Origin of the sequence: Kitasatospora sp. NPDC059577 (genome assembly GCF_042735475.1) — a bacterium.
Classification (GTDB): domain Bacteria; phylum Actinomycetota; class Actinomycetes; order Streptomycetales; family Streptomycetaceae; genus Kitasatospora.
Window position 1 is genome coordinate 123,772 of the sequence record NZ_JBHWBZ010000009.1, and the last position, 15,911, is coordinate 139,682.

A 15,911-nucleotide genomic window follows, 5' to 3' on the forward strand; every position below is an offset into this window, starting at 1 on the left:
TGCGCATCGCGGGTGCTGTCCGCGTGAGCGGGAGCGGCGCCGATCGCGGCAACCAGTCCCCCCGCCACCAGCGCAGTCGCCCCACGCCGAAGCTGCCAGTCTCCCAAGGCCGGTCACCCCACTCAGCACAGCGACAGCCCCGTGGTTCACGAACCACGAAGGCCTCGATCGGATCACCTGGTCTCCTGATGACCAGGGTCATTTCACCACGTCGGGATTGGCGGGCTCGTCCGACGCCCACGTCTCCTCGTCCTCCACCAGGTAGTCCGGCCGCCTACGGCCCTTCTCCCTGTCCGTGGCCCGTCCGTGAGCCCCGCCGACCGGAAACGCGGAGCCCGAGGTGGCACCGGAGGTAGCTGCCGACTCCCCCCGAAGCCGCCCGCGCTGCCCGAGTCCGGTGCCTCCCTCGGTGAAGGACCGCTTGCCGCCCGGCATCGCTTCGCCCGCAGGCGCCTTGCTTCCCGGCACCGCTCGCTCGCCCGTACCGACCACCGTGCCGCCTGCACGGCGGCTTCCGGGGCCTACCGCGCCGAGGTCGCCACCGTGGATTCCCTCCACCCCGCGCGCAGACCCGCCGCGCGATACTCCCGGACCGGTCGGCCGGTCACCTCGACCAGCAGCGCCTCCCTCGACGAACGCCTGCTTCGCTCGGCCGCTGTCGAAAAGCCCGAGTCCCGGCTCTCCCTTGCCCGGCTGGAGCCAGGTGGGGCCAGCGCCTGTTTGCGGCCCCGATCCGGCGGGGATCGGCGTGCCCGTCACCCCGGCCGGTGACGGTCCGGCCGCTGTCGGCTTCGAAACGGTGCTCACACCGTCGACGGTGGTTCCCGCACCGAAATTGACCGTTTCGGGCTTCCCTTGCGCCTTGGCTGTTCCACCCTTGATCCCGGGCTTCGATGGAATCTGCGCATTTCGTACGGCCGTCGACGAATTCGGCGCAACGCCACCGCCACCCCTGCTCACACTGCGGTTTCGTGGCTCCGTCGGGACATTCGTAGACCCACGGTAGGAGCCTCCTGCCGAGTTCAAGCCACCAACACTCATGCCGGTCATCACACCGCCCACTGCGGCGGCCGCACTCGGGTCTCCAGCAGTCTGGTCGGAGAAATCGTCCCGACCCCCGGGAATCCCCGGCGGCTTCTTGGGGTCGTAGGGCGGCGGAGCCTTCAGTGCCGGGGTCGCGATGCGGTAGTGCATGGCGAGGGTTTGCATGATGGCGGCGGCTTCGGCCTTCTTGCGGTCGGCGATGGGGATGTGTTCGTCGTCGCCGCTGCCGAAGAGGGCGGAGACGCCGTCGCTGACGTTGTCCTTGAACTCGTCCCAGTTGCCGGGTTCTTCGGGCATTTCGCGTTTGGCCTTGGCCATGGCGTCGGAGACGTTGTGGAGGATGTTGGCCGCGTCGTTGGCGTAGGCGGCGGCGTTGTTGATGCTGGCGGCCAGGTTGAGCATGCGGGTGTGGAAGGCGTCGCTGGTGCTGCCTTCCCAGGTGGTGGCGGCTTCGGTGCTGGCTTTGGTGAGGGTGAGGCGGATCTGTTTGAGGGTGTCGGAGGCGGTGCGCCAGGGGTCTCCGGCGGCCATGACCGCGCCGGGGTCGAGGGCTTGCGCCATGGCGCGGAGCTGGGCGTGGCTGTATTTGGTGAAGTCGGTGTAGACCACGGCCGGTTCGCCTCCGTTCGTGTCCGGGCGGGCGGTGGCTAGATGGTGGCGTTGCCGCGGTTGGAGGGGGTGAGGTTCTTCTCCTGCGCGGCCTGGCTGGTTGCGGAGGGCTGGTCGACGGACCAGCCGTCGCCGCCGAGTTTGAGTTTCTTCGCGGTGTGCTGGTCGTGTTCTTCGTAGTTGGTGGCGGTGAGGTCGGCTTTCCGCTGGGCTTCCTCGACGGCTTCCTGGAGTTGGTTGAGGAGGTCGCGGAGGGCGTCCCGCATGGTGCTGTAGCGGCCGTGGATCTCGGTGGCTTCGGCGAAGGTGCCGAAGGCGTTCTTGCCGACGCCGCTGCGGCCGTGGGTGCCGGTGCCGTCGGCGTGTTTCTGGAAGTCGGCGAGCAGGAGCCGCACTTGGCCGGCGAAGCTGCGGAGTTGTTCGATTTCGACGCGGTAGCCCTGTCCGGCTCCGCCGGTCGAGCCGGTGCCCGTGCCTGATCCCATGTCGGCGCCTCCCCCGTGTGTCCGTCCCTGGTCGTCGGGGCCGGGCCTCGGTGTCTCATGTCTAACACGCCGGGCACGAATCCCGGGGCTTGGTCAGTTCGCGGTCGTCCCGTTGTGCTGGGCTTGGCTGAGGGCGCGACGGCAGAGGGCGTCGGCGTGCCGGGTGGTCTCGGGGAGGCGGTACCGGCGGGCGAGGTCGAGGGTGGTGCTGACGGCGGTGTCGAGGCTGATCCGGTGGCCGACGGAGACGAAGACGGGTTTGACGCCGGGCCGGGTCCGCAGGGCGCGGCCGACCTCTTCGCCGGTGGCGGGGTCGGTGAGCGGGGTGGAGGAGCCGCGGGGTGCGTCGGGTTGGTGGTGGTCGAAGGTGAAGGGGGTCTTGGCGACGCCGAGGGTGCGCAGTCCGGTGAGGACGCCGAGGTGGCTGGCGAGGCCGAGGCGGCGGGGGTGGGCGAGGCCGTAGCCGTCGCAGACGACGGTGTCGGGGGTGCGGGTGAGGGCGGCGAGTGCGTCGAGGACGGCGGGGATCTCGCGGAAGGCGAGGAGTCCGGGGACGTAGGGGAAGGCGATGCGGCCGACGGCGGTGGCTTGTTCGACGACGTCGAGGGTGTCCCGGCGGAGGAGGACGGCTGCGGCGGCGACGAGGTCGTGCTCGTCGTCGTAGGCGACGTCCACGCCGGCGATGAGTTCGACCGGGGTGTCCTGGTCGTCGTGGGCCCGGACGAGCGGGCGCAGCCGTTCTTGTTCGGCGCGTGCTTGGGCTTCGGTGGTGGGCCAGTCGGCGGGCACGGGCACGGTCGGTTCCCCCGGGGTGTGGTGACGGGTGCCTGGTGGCGCCCGGTGGTGCTGGGTGGTGCGTGGTGTCGGCACGTACCGGTTCACCGTACAGACCGGGGCGGACGACCCCGGGGTGAGCCCGTGCGCCCCCTGTGCCCCCGGGCGGGGGGACTAGCCTGGAGGTGGTGAACTCCCTTGCCGGGTAGGACTTCTGGCACCGGCTTCATTCCCGCCCGTTTCCCCCGACGTGCGAAGGACCCCCGCCATGCCGCGTCCCTCCGCTGCCCAGTTCTGCCTCGGTTCGTTCACCGTCGTCGCCAGTACGGTGGCGCTGCTGGCTGTCTCGGGTGCCTCGGGCGTCCTGGCGGTCGCGGTGCTGGTGGTGTTCGCGCTGGTGCTCGGCACCACGGTGACGGTGCTCGCGCGGTCCGCCTCGGCCTCGTCCGCCGCTGCGGAGCCGAACCCGGCCGAGGGCGCCGCGTCCACCCCGGCCACCCCAGCCACCCCGGCGGACCCTGCCACCCCTGCAGACCCGGCCGCCCCGGCGACCCCGACCGCCCCGACCGCCGCCGAGCACGCGTACGCCCGGCAGCGCTGATCCGCCGCCGGGCGTGGACGCGTTCCGCGCCGCCGCTCAGAGCTTCGTGGTGACGACCACGGTCTTCGCGGCCTTGTCGTGGATGCACTGGCGGTACGGCTTGTCGAAGGCGCCGAAGAAGCCGTCGATGATCCACCAGAACGCGGCGCAGCAGAGCACGGCCGGGAGGATGAAGACGGCCGAGCGGGTCCAGGCGGCGGCCTGGGGCGGGGTGTTGCCGTCGATGAGCATGGCGACGCGGATGTCCATCGCCTTCTTGCCGAGGGTCTGGCCGTCCCGGCTGGTCATCAGGGCCTCGTAGACGAGCCAGATGAGGCAGGCGAGCCAGAACGCTTCGGCGGAGCCGGTGCGGTTGCCGAGGGTGACGAAGGGGGCCACGATGACGATCGCGACGGCCTGGACGAGCAGGTAGTCGATCAGCCGGGCGGTGATCCGCTTGGGCCAGGTGCCGATCGGGGGCATGCCGGGGACGGGTCCGGCGCCGGGGGTTCCGTACGCGCCGGGGCCGTAGCCGGTGCCGTAGCCGGGCGGGGGCTGGTCGTAGGGGTTCTGACCGCGGGTCGGTCCGCCGTACGGGCTCCCGCCGTAGGTGCCCTGGTACGCGCCGGGGCCCTCGGCTCCACCGCCGGCGGGGCCTTCGGGCGGGCTTTCCGGTGTGCCTCCGGCCGGGCTGTCGGACGGGGTCGGGCCCGGCGGCCGGCCTTCCGGCGTGCCGCCGCCCGGTTGCGGGGACTGCTTGTCGAAGGAGGGCTTGCCGCCCCCCTCCGGCTGGGGGCCCGAGGGGTCGTGGGTGCTCATGCCCCGAGTAGAACATCACACATTCTCAAGGTTCGGGATATTCCGCCCGTTTTGTCGCTGCGGCCGTGGAACGGGTTGGGGCCCCGGGACCCGTCGCCTCAGGCCCGCACCACCCGGGTCCGGGCGGCACGGTCCTGCCATCCGCGTCGGGCCGGGCGGTCGAAGACCGGCCAGACCAGACCGAGCAGCAGCACCGTGCCCGTCTGCCGGACGATCCACCGGAGCAGCGAGCGGCCGAGGCTCAGCCTGGTCCGGGCGGGGGCGGCGGCGTCGACCACGCGGATCCGGGTGAGCCGTTTGCCGAAGGTCTGGCCGGTCCGGGCGGTCGGCAGCACCTCGTAGAGCAGGCTCGCGAAGAGCAGGATGCCGATCAGCACGGCGATCTTCCCCAGCACCACGTCGTCCACCAACCAGACCTGGACCTGACGGCGGGTGAGGGCGCTGGCCATCTTGGCCTGGTCGAGCTTCTCCTGGAGGTGGTCGGAGACCGAGCGGCCGAGCGGGATGCCGGCGGCGACGGCGACCACCAGCAGCACGGCGGTGTCGACCGTGCGGGCGGCGAGTCGGCGCCCCAGCCCGGCCGGTACGGCGGCGGGCGCAGCGGATCGACGCCGGGCGGCGCTCTGCCGGGCCGGTCGGGCCGGTCGCACGGCGGGCATCGGCGTGGTGCGGGCGGCCGCGGCGGACGCGACGGGCCGCCCGGACGTACCGGACGCGGCAGGCGCGCCGGTCACACCTGCGGCACCGGAGGCAGCAGGCGCACCCCGGCCTTGCCCCGGAGGCGCCGGCGCGCCGACGCCCTGCTCCTCCGCTCCTTCGACCACCGGCACGACGACGGCCGGCACCACCACCGGCACCGCGCCCGAGGCCTCGACGGACGTCGCGAGGGCCTCCCGCACCGCCACGGCCACGGCGGGCGCGGCCGCACCGGTCGTCGACTCCCCGGCAACTGGAGCGCGTTCCTCATCCGCGCGCTCCTCATCCACCTCGGGCGCTCCCGGAAGCACCCCCCAGGAGACCCAACGCTGTGCGTCGCCCGCCTCCATCAGTCCCCGCTGCTCCCGCGGATGGGTCTGCCGGCCCGAGTCCCCGGGCAGCGACCCGGGCACGGCCTCGGCCGGCTCGGACACCGCACCGGCCACCGCACCGGCCGGCGGCCCGTCGACGCCGCCGACCGGGGCCCCCGCGCTCACCGGGATCCCCGCCCCCACTCCCGGGAGCACGGAAGCCCCGGGCCCTGCGAACGCCCCGGCACCGACGGCGTTCCCGGCCTCGGCAGCGGCCCCCACCGCCGGCCCGACCGTCCGGAACACCGGCCCGCCGATCACCTCCGCGACCCGCGGCCCGATCACGAAGGACGCCCCACCCGTGGTCTGGTCGAAGTACACCGGCCCGGTGTCACCCCCACCCGCGGGCGCCCCACGCTCCGGAGTCGTTCCGGCAGTCGACACCGCCCCCGACGGCGGCACCTGCACCGGCGCGGCAGCGGCCACGGGTGTCTGCGCCGAAGCCCCCGGAACCCCGGCCGACGGAACCACCCCCGCCGGGACCGGGCCCTCGGGAAGCCCGCTCTCCGGGACCGCCGGTGGCGGCACCGCCCGGGCCGGCGGCCCGCCCGGGGCGGGCCGCCGGGTCGCGTACCGGGGCGGTTCCAGCACCTCACCCGCGGCGGGCGCGGGCCGGCTGGTCCCGGGCACCCAGGCGGAGCCGCCCCAGTACCGGACGAAGCCAGGGATGGAGGGGTCGGGGTAGTAGCCCGGCTGGGGTGCGACGGCCGGGTCGCCGCCGCCGGCGAAGGGGCGGTCCGTCATGGGGGTCTTCTTTCCTGGCAGGTCCTGACGAGGGCAAGGAAGGACGAGGGAACCGGTGGTGCCGGGTGGAGCCTTGAACCAGTGGAGCCTTGAGCCGGTGGAGCCGGGTGAAGCCTTGAACCGGTGATGCCTTGAACCAGTGGAGCCGGGTGGAGCCTTGAACCGGTGGCACGCGCGGAACCGTCGGCGCCGAAGTGGCGCCGGGTGGAACCGTGCGTGGGGCCGGGTGGCGCCGGGTGGGTCCGGTGGATCGACGACGGCGGCGCGGAACCGGCCGCGCCGCGTCCGCCCGGGCGCACGAACCGGCGCGCGCCCGGCGTTCGGCGCACGTGGGGGCAGCGCCGATGGGCGGACAGTCGCCGGGTAGTCACAAAGGGTAGTACCTCGCCGGAGCCGCGACGGGAAGTTCACGAATCCCCGGACAGCGGAGGGCGGCGCACGGTAAAGAACCAGGCGCACGATCGGCATCCGCACGCCGCTCGACCGCCCGTTCACCACCCCTCGCCGAACGTCCCGAAGAAATCCCGGAAACGTGTGTAAGAGCCGGTGCGGACCGCCCTCTCAAAGGTCACAGGGCCCGGAACCGGGCACACCCCCGAGGTGGAGAGGAAGACGATCATGGAACGCCCCGTCAGCGTCGTCGAACACGAGCTGGAGCTCAACCTGGTGCTCTCGCCGGAGCACAGCGTCCCCGTGCAGGCGCGACTGTCCTACGGCAGCCACGACCCGTACGCGGTCTACATCACCTTCCACCTGGACACCGGCTCCCCGGTGACCTGGGTGTTCGCCCGCGAGCTGCTGGTCGAGGGCACCTTCCGCCCGTGCGGCCAGGGCGACGTGCGGATCTGGCCGACCCTCCCCCAGCCCTCGGCCGGGGGCACCCGCTCGGGCCGGCGCAGCGTGCTCTGTCTGGCGCTGAGCTCGCCCGCCGGGGACGCGCTCCTGGAGGCGCCGCTCCCGGCCGTCGCGGCCTGGCTGGAGCGGGCGCACCGGCTGGTGCCGCCGGGCAGCGAGCTGGCCGCGCTGGACATGGACGGCTCGCTCGCCGAGCTGCTCGCCTAGGCGTGCGTCGCAGTGTGCATGGGCGTGCGTCGGAGTGTGCGCCGGTCCGTACCCAGGCGAGGTGCGCCGGTACGCACCCGGGCGAGGTGCGCCGGTACGCACCCGGGCGAGGTGCGCCGGTACGGACCCGGGCGAGGTGGCAGGAGCGGCGCCCCCGCCGGCTCAGCGGGCCGCGGGGGCCTGCTGACGGCCGCGGGCGGCGTCCGGTCCGTCGCCGTCGCGCTGCACGGGCAGCCGGACCAGCGGCGCGCCGGCGGAGCGGCGGCGCGCCCTCGTCCGGATCGCGGCGGCGAGCAGGAAGCAGAGCCCGACCCACGGGTAGACCGAGGTCGGCAGCTGGCGCCACGGTGACATGTGGAGGACCGCCGGGCCGAGCGGCTTCGCCGCCCACATGGCGAAGGACAGGAAGGCGACCAGCGTGGCCCAGAAGACGGCCCGCCAGCGCAGTCGGCGGACGCCGGCCGGGCGGGCGTGTTCGACGGAGGCCTCGGCGGCGAGCAGGACGAGCAGCGGCACGCACCAGACCCAGTGGTGGGTCCAGCTGATCGGCGAGATCAGCACCGCGGTGACGGCCGCGCAGCAGACGCCCCAGGCCTCGGCCCGGGGCAGCCAGCGGCCGCTGCGGGCGGCCCAGGCGGCGACGGCGAGGCCGGCCAGCGCGACCAGGCCGGCTCCGAGGGTGGCGGCGGTGCCGGGGTCGGCGGTGTGCAGCAGGCGGGCGAAGGCGCCGCGCAGCGACTGGTTGTCGACGATCTGGGTCTTGCCGACCCGGGAGGAGTCGTAGAGGTACTTGGTCCAGAAGCCCCAGGTGGCGTCGGGCAGGACGAGGGCGCCGAGCAGGAAGGTGCCGAGGAAGGTGAGGCCGGCCACGAAGGCGGCCCGGATCCGGCCGGTGATCAGCAGGTAGACGGCGAACAGGCCGGGGGTGAGCTTGATGCCGGCGGCGATGCCGATCGCCACGCCCTTGCTGCGGCGTCCGTCGGGACGCGTGAGGTCCCAGAGGATCAGGCAGGCGAGCGCGAGGTTGATCTGGCCGTAGCGGAGCGTGGTGAAGACGGGTTCGAGCCAGACGCCGAGGCCGGTCACCAGGATCACGCCGATCGGCCGCAGTTCGCGGCGCGGCCAGCCGACCAGCTTGAACGACAGGTGGGTGAGCAGGGCGAGCAGCCCGAGGTTGCCGAGAGTGATCGCGACCCGGAGGAAGGGGACCGGGAACCAGGTGGTCGGGACGAACAGCATCGCCGCGAAGGGCGGGTAGGTCGCCGGCAGGTTCCACTCGGTGACGCGCAGGCCGTACAGGTCGTCACCGTTGGCGACGGCGGCGCCCTCGGCCCGGTAGACGATCATGTCCACCATCGAGGTGTGGACGAAGTGGCGCACCACTGCGTACACGACCAGGGAGAGCAGCGCCAGCGCGGAGGCGGCCAGCAGCGGACGGCGGGGGGCATCGCGCAGGGCCCGGGCGGGAGCGGCGAGCACTCGGCGCAGCCGGTCCGACAGGGGCTCGGGCGAGGGGTCGGGTGCGGTTCGCACCGGGCTGCGCTCGTCTTGCACCGCTGTCACTGTCCACTCCGTCCACCGCTCGGCCAACCAGCGACGATACCGGATGCCACCCGAACGGGCCCGGAGACGATCGACTACGGAACGTGACGAGAAACCCCGGCCGCCCGTGCTCGGCTGCGGACTGAGCACGGACGGCCGGGGCCGACGGGGGACCCGGCGGGCGTCAGCCCGTGTACGCCCCGAGGGCCCGGGTGAAGTCCAGCGGCTGCTGGACGATGCTGCTGCAGGTGGCGTCGGCGTAGGCCTTGGCGCCGCCCTCGCAGGCCTTGTCCCGGGTGCCGGACCACATGGCCAGCCAGGCGAGGTGCTTGGTCTTGGCGAACTCGGCGAGCTGCTTGGCGTCGGCGACGGTGAAGACCTCGGTGGCCACGTCGTTGACGCCGATCATCGGGGTGACCGCGACCTTGCGCCAGGCGGCCGCGTCGTCCAGGCCCAGCACGCTCTTGACCTGGGCCTGGGTGGCGGTGGCCGCGGCGATCGCGTACTTGCCCATCTGGCCCTGCGGGTTGGGGGCTACGCCGTCGCCGAAGTCCATCGCCATGATGTTGACGGCGCCGATCGCGACGCCGCCGGCCTTGGCGCCGGCGACGAGGTCGACGCCCTCCTGGGTCAGGCCGGAGGGCAGCGCGGGCAGGGTGAAGGAGACGTCGAGGGCCTTGCCCTTGGCGGCGGCGTTCTTCTGCAGCTGGGCGACGGCCTGGGCGCGCCGGGTGTTGGCGGCGGCGTCGGCGATCGCACCGCCCTCGACGTCGAAGTCCAGTTTGGTGGCGCCGTAGGCGTCCACGACCTTCTGGTACGCGGCGGTGAGGTCGGCGGTGGAGCCGCAGGCGAGGGCCAGCTCGCTGCCGTTGGCGCCGCCGAAGGAGATCCGGACGTCGCCGCCGATCGCCCGCAGTGCGCCGATCTGGGCGGCCACCGCGTCGGCGGACAGGTCGCTGACGCCGCCCCACTTGGGCACGCAGCCGCCGCCGGAGACCACGAAGGCGAGGTTGAAGTTCTTCACGCCGCTCGCCTTGGCGGTGGCCGCCAGGTCGTAGGGCGGGTAGAGCGAGGTGTCGACGTACGGGGCGAAGCCGGCCCCGGCGCCGACCGGGGGAACGGGCCCACCGGTCGCCGTGGGGGTGACGGTCGGGGTGGGGGTCGGTGCCGGGGTGGTCGGCTTCGTCGTGGCGGTGGGGCTGGGCTTGGCGGTGGCGGTGGCGCTCGCCGTGGGCGTCGGGGAGGCGGTCGGCGGGGCCGGGGTCGCGGTGGCGGTCGGCCGCCCCGAGGGGGTGGGTGCGGGACCGTCGCCGGCCTTGCAGGAGGTGTTGTTGATCAGGCACTTCTCCGGCTCGGCCTGCGCCGCGCCCGCGCCCTGGGCGACGAAGCCGACCACCACGCTCCTGCCGGGCTCCAGCCGCTTGCTCCAGGCCTCGGGCTTGACCGTGACGTGCCGGCCGTCGGCGGTGAAGGTGGCGTTCCAGAGCGAGTCGATCTTCGCGCCGGCCGGCAGGTCGAAGCTGAGCGTCCAGTCCTCGATCGGGCTGCTGTCCGGGTTGGTGACCAGGTACTGGCCGGTGTAGCCGGTGTCCCAGGCGCTGGTGCGGCTGTAGACGGCACCGAGCGAGGCGGCGCTGGCCGAGCCGGCGAGGACGACCGTCCCGCCCGTGACCAGGGCGGCGGCGACCGCGGCGGCCCCGATGATCGCGCCCTTGCGGCTGCGCCTGCGGTGGCCGGAGCGGCGGGTGGGCTGGGTGGTCATGGCGCGTTACCTCCGCGGGTGCCTTCGGTGGGCCGCCGTCCCGGCACGGAGTGCCTGCGGACGTCCGGGCGGCCGGCCCGGCTCGGTCGGGTGACCGGCGCGACCGACGCTAGCGGCGGTCCGGGGGCCGAACCGGCGGGCTGAGCGAGGGGTAGAACTCCCTTAGGCCGCACTTAAGGAAGTCGTCCTTCCCGGCGCCGTCTCACCGAGGGAAGAGCACTCCGCGGCTGCGTCGCCGTCCGGTCCGCGCGGGCCTCGCCGTCTCCGGCCGGGTGCGCAGCCGCAGCCGGGTCTCGGCGCCGCCGAGGACGGCGGAGCGGCCGAGTGCGAGGTCCCCGCCGATGGACTCGGCGAGCTTGCGGACGATGTCGAGGCCGAGGCCGGTCGAGCCCTCACCGCCGTGGCCCTCGCCGCGCTTGAGGGCGGCGGCCGGGTCGTCGTACCCCGGTCCGGCATCGCCGACCAGCACGATCACCGAGCTGTCGGTGGCCAGCACGTCCACGGAGAAGGCGGTGCCGACGGCGGTGTGCCGGAAGACGTTGCCGAGCAGGGCGTCGACGGCGGCCGCCAGGTCGCCGCGCTGGACGGGGACGGGTGCCGCCCGTTCGGCGCCGGCCAGCTGCCAGCGGCGTCCTTCGTCCTCGGCCAGCGCGGACCAGAAGCCGACCCGCTCGCGGATCACCTCGGCGGCGTCGCAGCCGACCGTGACGGTGGGCGCGTCCTCGGGGGCGCGGCGGGCCGAGCGGATGATCTGGTCGACCTCGCGCTCGAGTTGGGCGACCGCGTGGCGGGTGGCGTCGGCGGCGTCGCCGTCGCCGAGCGAGGCGGCGTTGAGCCGCAGCACGGTCAGCGGGGTGCGCAGCCGGTGGGACAGGTCGGCGGCCAGTTCCCGCTCGGCGGCGAGGAGTTGGACCACCCGGTCGGCCATGGTGTTGAACGCGTGGGACGCTTCGCGCAGTTCTTCGGGGCTGCCGTCGACCTGCTTGCCCTCGACCGGGACGCGTACCGCGAGGTCGCCGGCGCCGAGTGAGCGGGCGGCGCCGGCGAGCCGCCGGGCGGAGGCGACGATCCGGTTGCCCATCCGGTCGGCGACCAGCACCGAGATGGCGACCAGGGCGAGCGCGACGGCGGAGAGCACCAGCCAGGCGGTGGAGACGCCCCGGGTGAGGTCGTCCTCGGCCACGAAGACCTCGACCACGGCGGTCCGCCCGGTGTCCACCGCGACGGGCTGGAGCAGCGCGTAGCCGCCGGGCACCTCCACGGTGAAGGACCGGCCCTTGCCGCCGGCCGTGGCCACGTCGTCGGCGGCGGCCCGGCCCTGGCCGAGCGTCGGTCCGCCGGGGCCGCCGGTCCCGGGGGCCTCCGGTTGTCCTGCCGCGGGCAGGTGGACGGCCATCCGTCCCTGCCCGCCCGCGTCCGTGCTGGCCAGGGCGCGGGTGACGGCGTCCTGGTCGGTGGTGATCGCCAGTGCGGGTCCGAGGGCCGCCGCCTGGCGTTCGGCGGCGGTGAACGCCCGGTCCCGCGCGGTCTGCTGGACCATCAGGCCGAGCGGGATGAGGAAGGCCAGCGCGACCATGGTGGTCCCGGCCACGGCGGCCTTGATCAGGGCCCAGCGCAGCGAGTGCCCGAACCTCCTCATGTCCGGTGCCCCGCCTGGTCCCCGGTGGCCTCCAGCCGCACGCCGACGCCGCGGACGGTGTGCAGGTAGCGGGGGTTGGAGGCGGTCTCGCCGAGCTTGCGGCGCAGCCAGGAGAGGTGGACGTCGATGGTCTGGTCGCCGCCGTAGGTCTGTTGCCAGACCTCGGCGAGGATCTCCTTGCGCGGCACCACGACGCCGGGCCGGGCGGCGAGGAAGGCCAGCAGGTCGAACTCACGGCGGGTCAGGTCGAGCGGGCGCCCGTCCAGGGAGGCCTCGCGCCGCTGCAGGTCGATGGCCAGTCCGCCGACCCGCAGCACCTGGGCGACGGGGGCGGCGCCGCTGCCGAGCCGGCGCAGCACGGCGGCCATCCGGGCGCTGAGGTGCTCACCGGAGAAAGGTTTCACCAAGTAGTCGTCAGCACCGTCGTTGAGCAGCCGGACGATCTCGGCCTCGTCGTCCCGGGCGGTGGAGATGATCACCGGCACGTTGGTCAGGCCGCGGATCATCTTGAGTGCCTCGCTGCCGTCCAGGTCGGGCAGGCCCAGGTCGAGGATCACCAGGTCGCAGCCGACCTGGGCGACCTCCCGGAGCGCTTCGAGAGCGGTGCCCACGCTGCGGACCGCGTGACCCGTGTCGGTCAGGTGGCGGATGAGGGCGGAACGTACGAAGGGGTCGTCCTCGACCACGAGCACTGTTGCCATGGGCCTGCACGGTACGCCATCAGCAGGGAGTGGTCTGTACCTCGGGGCCCGGTCCGGACATTGTGCAACTGCCCTGAGGAATGGCGAGGGTGCCGGTCTCCGGCGCGGTGGAAATACGGCAGGATGTGCGGACGATGCGGAACGGACTGGTACAGCTCGGCGCCTGGGCGGCGGCCACCGGGGCGGCGGTGGCGCTGTCCTGGCTCGGCGTGCACGCGGTGCTGACCGGCGCCGCGTTCGAACGGCCCACGGCGCTGCCGCTGCCCTCCCCGAAGGCCGACGGCACGTCGTCCTCCCCGGCCGCCGCCCCCGAACCGCCGGGCCCGGCCACGGAGTCCACGACCCCGACCCAGCCGGCCTCCCCGACCGCCACCGCGACGCACGGACCGACCCCCGCCGCGACCACCCCGCCGCCGACCCGGCGGCCCACGCCGACGCCCACCGCGACGTCCACCGTGAAGAGCTACCCGATCCCGGGCGGCAAGGTCGCACTGGACCTGAAGCCCGACCGGGCCTCGCTGGTCTCCGCCACCCCGGACCCGGGCTGGCAGATGCAGGTGTGGAACGGCCCCCAGTGGATGCGGATCGACTTCACCAAGGACGACCAGGCCAACTCGGTCTTCGTCTACTGGAACGGGCACCCGCCGATCGTGGAAACGGCCGTCCGGTAGGGCCCGTCGAACCCCCGTCGCAGACGCCCGCGACCGGACTCGCACCACCGGACTCCCGCCACCGGTCCCGCCATCGGGCTTCCGCCGTCCGCCCGTCAGAACCCTGCGTGCGGAACGAACCCCGGCAGGTACGGCCCGGCGTAGCCGGCCCGGTCGACCAGGGTGTGCCTGGTCCCGCCGGGCACCCCGATGGCGGCCAGCACCACCGCACCGTACGCGTCCCGGGTCCCGTACGGTTCGGCCAGCGACAGCGCACCCCGGTCGACCGCGTAGTCGTAGGCGTAGTAGACGTCCGGCACGCTCACCGCGACGTCGACGACCCCGTCCCCGAACCGGTCCAGGTGCGCGGCCAGCTCCCGGCCGCGCGGGCCGATCACCTGCACCAGCGAGGTGAGCACGATCCGCGTCCCCGGCGCGGCGAGCACGTACGAGACGGTCTCCGGCTCGCCGGTCTCCGGTCCCGCGTACGCGGTGCACCGCAGCCCCAGCGCGGCGCAGTAGCGGCGGGCGGCCCGCTCGGCGTCGGCGACCGCGAAGACCACCGCGTCGGCGCGGCCCGTCGGCAGCGGGCCCGGTTCGCCCGCGTCCGGTAGGGGGCCTGCCCCGAGCAGGACGGGTTCGGCGGCGGTGTCGGTCATGACGGCCCTCCCGGTAGGCGTACGGACCACGCTGGGCCCCGGCGCCGGGGTGGGGGACCCGGGGCACGGGGTCGTGGCTGGAGGGTGGCGCCGAGCCGACCTGCGCGCAACTGTTCCGTTTCCTCCTGGTCAAGCTGTGCCCCGGGGCGGGAGAATCAGCCGCGCAGCTGTACAGAATGCCCACCGGAGGACGGTGCCGCGATGCCCCCCGCCCACTCCCCGAGTTCGCCCGACTCGACCAACCCCGCTGCCCCGCAAGGCACTTCGATCGTGAGCAGCACGAACGACACGATCGACACCCTGGACGGCCGGCTGATCCGGCTGCTCGCCGAGGAGCCCCGGATCGGGGTGCTGGAGTGCTCGCGGCGGCTGCAGGTCGCCCGCGGCACCGTGCAGGCCCGGCTGGACCGGCTGCAGGCCAAGGGGGTGATCGGCGGCTTCGGCCCGGAGGTGGACCCGGCCGCGATCGGCTACCCGGTGACGGCCTTCGCGACCCTGGAGATCTCCCAGGGCCAGGGCGCGGACGTGCGGGCGCACCTGGCGGGTGTGCCGGAGGTGCTGGAGCTGCACACCATCACCGGGATCGGGGACATGATGGTGCGGATCGTGGCCCGGTCCAACGCCGATCTGCAGCGGGTGATCGACCGGGTGGTGGGCTTCGACGGGATCGTCCGCTCGTCCACCGCGATCGTGCTGGAGAACCCGGTGCCGTACCGGATCCTGCCGCTGGTGGACCAGGCCGCCGCCGAGTAGCCCGCCGGGTCACCCCCGGCCCGGGCCCGCCGGGCCGCCCCGCACCGGGCTCCGCCGCCGCGCCCCGTCGCCGCGCCCGGTCAGCAGGAGGGGACGCTGCCGCCGGTCTTGAGCGCCTTCAGGGCCGAGACCGCCTCGTCGAGGGTGGCGACCGGCACCAGCCGCAGCGACGCGGGCGTGTTCACCTTGGCGTCCGTGCACTCGTCCCTGGGCAGCAGGAACACGGTGGCGCCGTCCCGGGCGGCCGCCTGGGTCTTCAGCGGGACGCCGCCCACCGGGCCGACCGTGCCGTCGTGGTCGATGGTGCCGGTGCCCGCGATGGTGTGCCCGCCGGTGAGGTCGCCGCCGTTGCCGTCGCCGGCGAGCTTGTCGACGATGCCCAGCGCCAGCATCTGGCCGGCGCTCGGGCCGCCGACGTCCCCCAGGTCGACCTTGACCTTCACCTGGTCCGGCGAGAGGTGGAGGTAGTTCAGCGCGGCCACGGTGGCGTTGTCCTGCGACTCGGCCATCTGCTGGGCGGTCACCTCCTCGGCCTTGGCCGGGTTGCCCTGCGGGTAGACGGTGTCCGTCGGACGCACCGCCTCCTTCGGGTCGAACCAGGCCTGCATCGACCGCAGGAAGGTGCTCCGCTGGTCCGGGTTGGTCGCCGTGATGGTGACCATCCGCAGCTCGCCCTCGGTGGTGCGCAGCGGTGCCCCGGTGATGGTGAGCACCGGCTTGTCCTGGTAGGTGCCCAGGGTGTCCGCGGTCAGGCCCGGCCAGGTGATCGTGTACGGCAGCGGGACGAAGGCGGCCACGCCGAACAGTGCGGTGACCAGCGCTCCGCACAGCGCGAGCGCGCGGGTCCGCGGGGCGGTGAGGGCCTTGGGCAGCTTGGTGTCGGACACAAGGGGAATCCAAACACACCCGGCGCCCCGGTGTGGTGCGCCCCCCCGGGGGCGGGCGGCGGGGGGGGGGGCGCCCCCCCCCCCGCCGGGCGCGCGCGCGCCCCCCCCGCCCCCCCCCCCGCGCGCGCGCCCCG

General features: G+C 74.1%; 15 protein-coding genes. 4 read left to right on the top strand and 11 right to left on the bottom strand.

From position 1 onward, the window contains the following. Positions 1–198: 198 nt before the first annotated feature. From ACFV0O_RS11235 to nfi, 3 genes are all read right to left on the bottom strand, one after another. Entirely contained in the window at positions 199–1,653 is a 1,455-nt protein-coding gene (locus ACFV0O_RS11235; RefSeq protein ID WP_380339417.1) for a hypothetical protein, read from the bottom strand. Positions 1,654–1,691: 38 nt separating this feature from the next. After that, complete coding sequence (locus ACFV0O_RS11240; protein ID WP_360253415.1) at positions 1,692–2,138, bottom strand: type VII secretion target; 447 nt, start codon at positions 2,136–2,138, stop codon at positions 1,692–1,694. A gap of 93 nt (positions 2,139–2,231) precedes the next feature. Beyond that, positions 2,232–2,933 carry a deoxyribonuclease V gene (gene nfi, locus ACFV0O_RS11245; protein ID WP_380339420.1) on the bottom strand — a complete coding sequence of 234 codons (702 nt, stop codon included), beginning with the start codon at positions 2,931–2,933 and terminating at the stop codon, positions 2,232–2,234. 247 nt (positions 2,934–3,180) lie between these two features. Between nfi and ACFV0O_RS11250 the strand changes: the two genes are divergently transcribed. Beyond that, positions 3,181–3,513: a hypothetical protein gene (locus tag ACFV0O_RS11250; RefSeq protein ID WP_380339423.1), complete on the top strand. Its 333-nt coding sequence runs from the start codon at positions 3,181–3,183 to the stop codon at positions 3,511–3,513. 36 nt (positions 3,514–3,549) lie between these two features. Here the strand turns inward: ACFV0O_RS11250 and ACFV0O_RS11255 are convergent, their stop codons facing one another. Continuing rightward, positions 3,550–4,311, bottom strand: coding sequence for an RDD family protein (locus tag ACFV0O_RS11255; protein ID WP_380339426.1), 762 nt, complete (start codon positions 4,309–4,311; stop codon positions 3,550–3,552). A gap of 98 nt (positions 4,312–4,409) precedes the next feature. Further along, complete coding sequence (locus tag ACFV0O_RS11260; RefSeq protein ID WP_380339428.1) at positions 4,410–6,122, bottom strand: RDD family protein; 1,713 nt, start codon at positions 6,120–6,122, stop codon at positions 4,410–4,412. A gap of 618 nt (positions 6,123–6,740) precedes the next feature. Between ACFV0O_RS11260 and ACFV0O_RS11265 the strand changes: the two genes are divergently transcribed. Further along, positions 6,741–7,184: an SsgA family sporulation/cell division regulator gene (locus tag ACFV0O_RS11265; protein WP_360253425.1), complete on the top strand. Its 444-nt coding sequence runs from the start codon at positions 6,741–6,743 to the stop codon at positions 7,182–7,184. 162 nt (positions 7,185–7,346) lie between these two features. On the opposite strand, the gene ACFV0O_RS11270 is transcribed toward ACFV0O_RS11265, so the two are convergent. The 4 genes from ACFV0O_RS11270 to ACFV0O_RS11285 all read right to left on the bottom strand — a co-directional run bounded on the left by ACFV0O_RS11270 (position 7,347) and on the right by ACFV0O_RS11285 (position 12,828). Beyond that, positions 7,347–8,747 carry a glycosyltransferase 87 family protein gene (locus ACFV0O_RS11270; RefSeq protein WP_380339432.1) on the bottom strand — a complete coding sequence of 467 codons (1,401 nt, stop codon included), beginning with the start codon at positions 8,745–8,747 and terminating at the stop codon, positions 7,347–7,349. A 163-nt stretch (positions 8,748–8,910) separates the two neighbouring features. After that, positions 8,911–10,488 carry a cellulose binding domain-containing protein gene (locus tag ACFV0O_RS11275; protein WP_380339435.1) on the bottom strand — a complete coding sequence of 526 codons (1,578 nt, stop codon included), beginning with the start codon at positions 10,486–10,488 and terminating at the stop codon, positions 8,911–8,913. 202 nt (positions 10,489–10,690) lie between these two features. Then, complete coding sequence (locus ACFV0O_RS11280; RefSeq protein ID WP_380339438.1) at positions 10,691–12,127, bottom strand: sensor histidine kinase; 1,437 nt, start codon at positions 12,125–12,127, stop codon at positions 10,691–10,693. Beyond that, positions 12,124–12,828, bottom strand: coding sequence for a response regulator transcription factor (locus ACFV0O_RS11285; protein ID WP_380339441.1), 705 nt, complete (start codon positions 12,826–12,828; stop codon positions 12,124–12,126). The genes ACFV0O_RS11280 and ACFV0O_RS11285 overlap by 4 nt, the downstream gene beginning before the upstream one ends. A gap of 134 nt (positions 12,829–12,962) precedes the next feature. Between ACFV0O_RS11285 and ACFV0O_RS11290 the strand changes: the two genes are divergently transcribed. After that, positions 12,963–13,499, top strand: a complete 537-nt coding sequence (locus ACFV0O_RS11290; RefSeq protein WP_380339444.1) for a hypothetical protein — start codon at positions 12,963–12,965, stop codon at positions 13,497–13,499. Between the two features lie 95 nt (positions 13,500–13,594). On the opposite strand, the gene ACFV0O_RS11295 is transcribed toward ACFV0O_RS11290, so the two are convergent. Beyond that, a complete protein-coding gene (locus tag ACFV0O_RS11295; RefSeq protein ID WP_380339446.1) occupies positions 13,595–14,137 on the bottom strand; it encodes a VOC family protein in 543 nt (180 codons plus the stop codon). 270 nt (positions 14,138–14,407) lie between these two features. Between ACFV0O_RS11295 and ACFV0O_RS11300 the strand changes: the two genes are divergently transcribed. Further along, the gene (locus ACFV0O_RS11300) at positions 14,408–14,890 is read left to right on the top strand and encodes an Lrp/AsnC family transcriptional regulator (protein WP_360253439.1); all 483 of its coding nucleotides are present in this window, start codon (positions 14,408–14,410) and stop codon (positions 14,888–14,890) included. A gap of 80 nt (positions 14,891–14,970) precedes the next feature. On the opposite strand, the gene ACFV0O_RS11305 is transcribed toward ACFV0O_RS11300, so the two are convergent. Then, positions 14,971–15,777: a S16 family serine protease gene (locus tag ACFV0O_RS11305; RefSeq protein WP_380339449.1), complete on the bottom strand. Its 807-nt coding sequence runs from the start codon at positions 15,775–15,777 to the stop codon at positions 14,971–14,973. Positions 15,778–15,911: the final 134 nt, after the last annotated feature.

What these genes read in the sequence shown, in the direction of transcription:
- ACFV0O_RS11240 (WP_360253415.1), bottom strand. Translation starts at nt 2,138, where the DNA reads ATGGGATCAGGCACGGGCACCGGCTCGACCGGCGGAGCCGGACAGGGC.
- ACFV0O_RS11250 (WP_380339423.1), top strand. Translation starts at nt 3,181, where the DNA reads ATGCCGCGTCCCTCCGCTGCCCAGTTCTGCCTCGGTTCGTTCACCGTC.
- ACFV0O_RS11255 (WP_380339426.1), bottom strand. Translation starts at nt 4,311, where the DNA reads ATGAGCACCCACGACCCCTCGGGCCCCCAGCCGGAGGGGGGCGGCAAG.
- ACFV0O_RS11260 (WP_380339428.1), bottom strand. Translation starts at nt 6,122, where the DNA reads ATGACGGACCGCCCCTTCGCCGGCGGCGGCGACCCGGCCGTCGCACCC.
- ACFV0O_RS11265 (WP_360253425.1), top strand. Translation starts at nt 6,741, where the DNA reads ATGGAACGCCCCGTCAGCGTCGTCGAACACGAGCTGGAGCTCAACCTG.
- ACFV0O_RS11275 (WP_380339435.1), bottom strand. Translation starts at nt 10,488, where the DNA reads ATGACCACCCAGCCCACCCGCCGCTCCGGCCACCGCAGGCGCAGCCGC.
- ACFV0O_RS11280 (WP_380339438.1), bottom strand. Translation starts at nt 12,127, where the DNA reads ATGAGGAGGTTCGGGCACTCGCTGCGCTGGGCCCTGATCAAGGCCGCC.
- ACFV0O_RS11285 (WP_380339441.1), bottom strand. Translation starts at nt 12,828, where the DNA reads ATGGCAACAGTGCTCGTGGTCGAGGACGACCCCTTCGTACGTTCCGCC.
- ACFV0O_RS11290 (WP_380339444.1), top strand. Translation starts at nt 12,963, where the DNA reads ATGCGGAACGGACTGGTACAGCTCGGCGCCTGGGCGGCGGCCACCGGG.
- ACFV0O_RS11295 (WP_380339446.1), bottom strand. Translation starts at nt 14,137, where the DNA reads ATGACCGACACCGCCGCCGAACCCGTCCTGCTCGGGGCAGGCCCCCTA.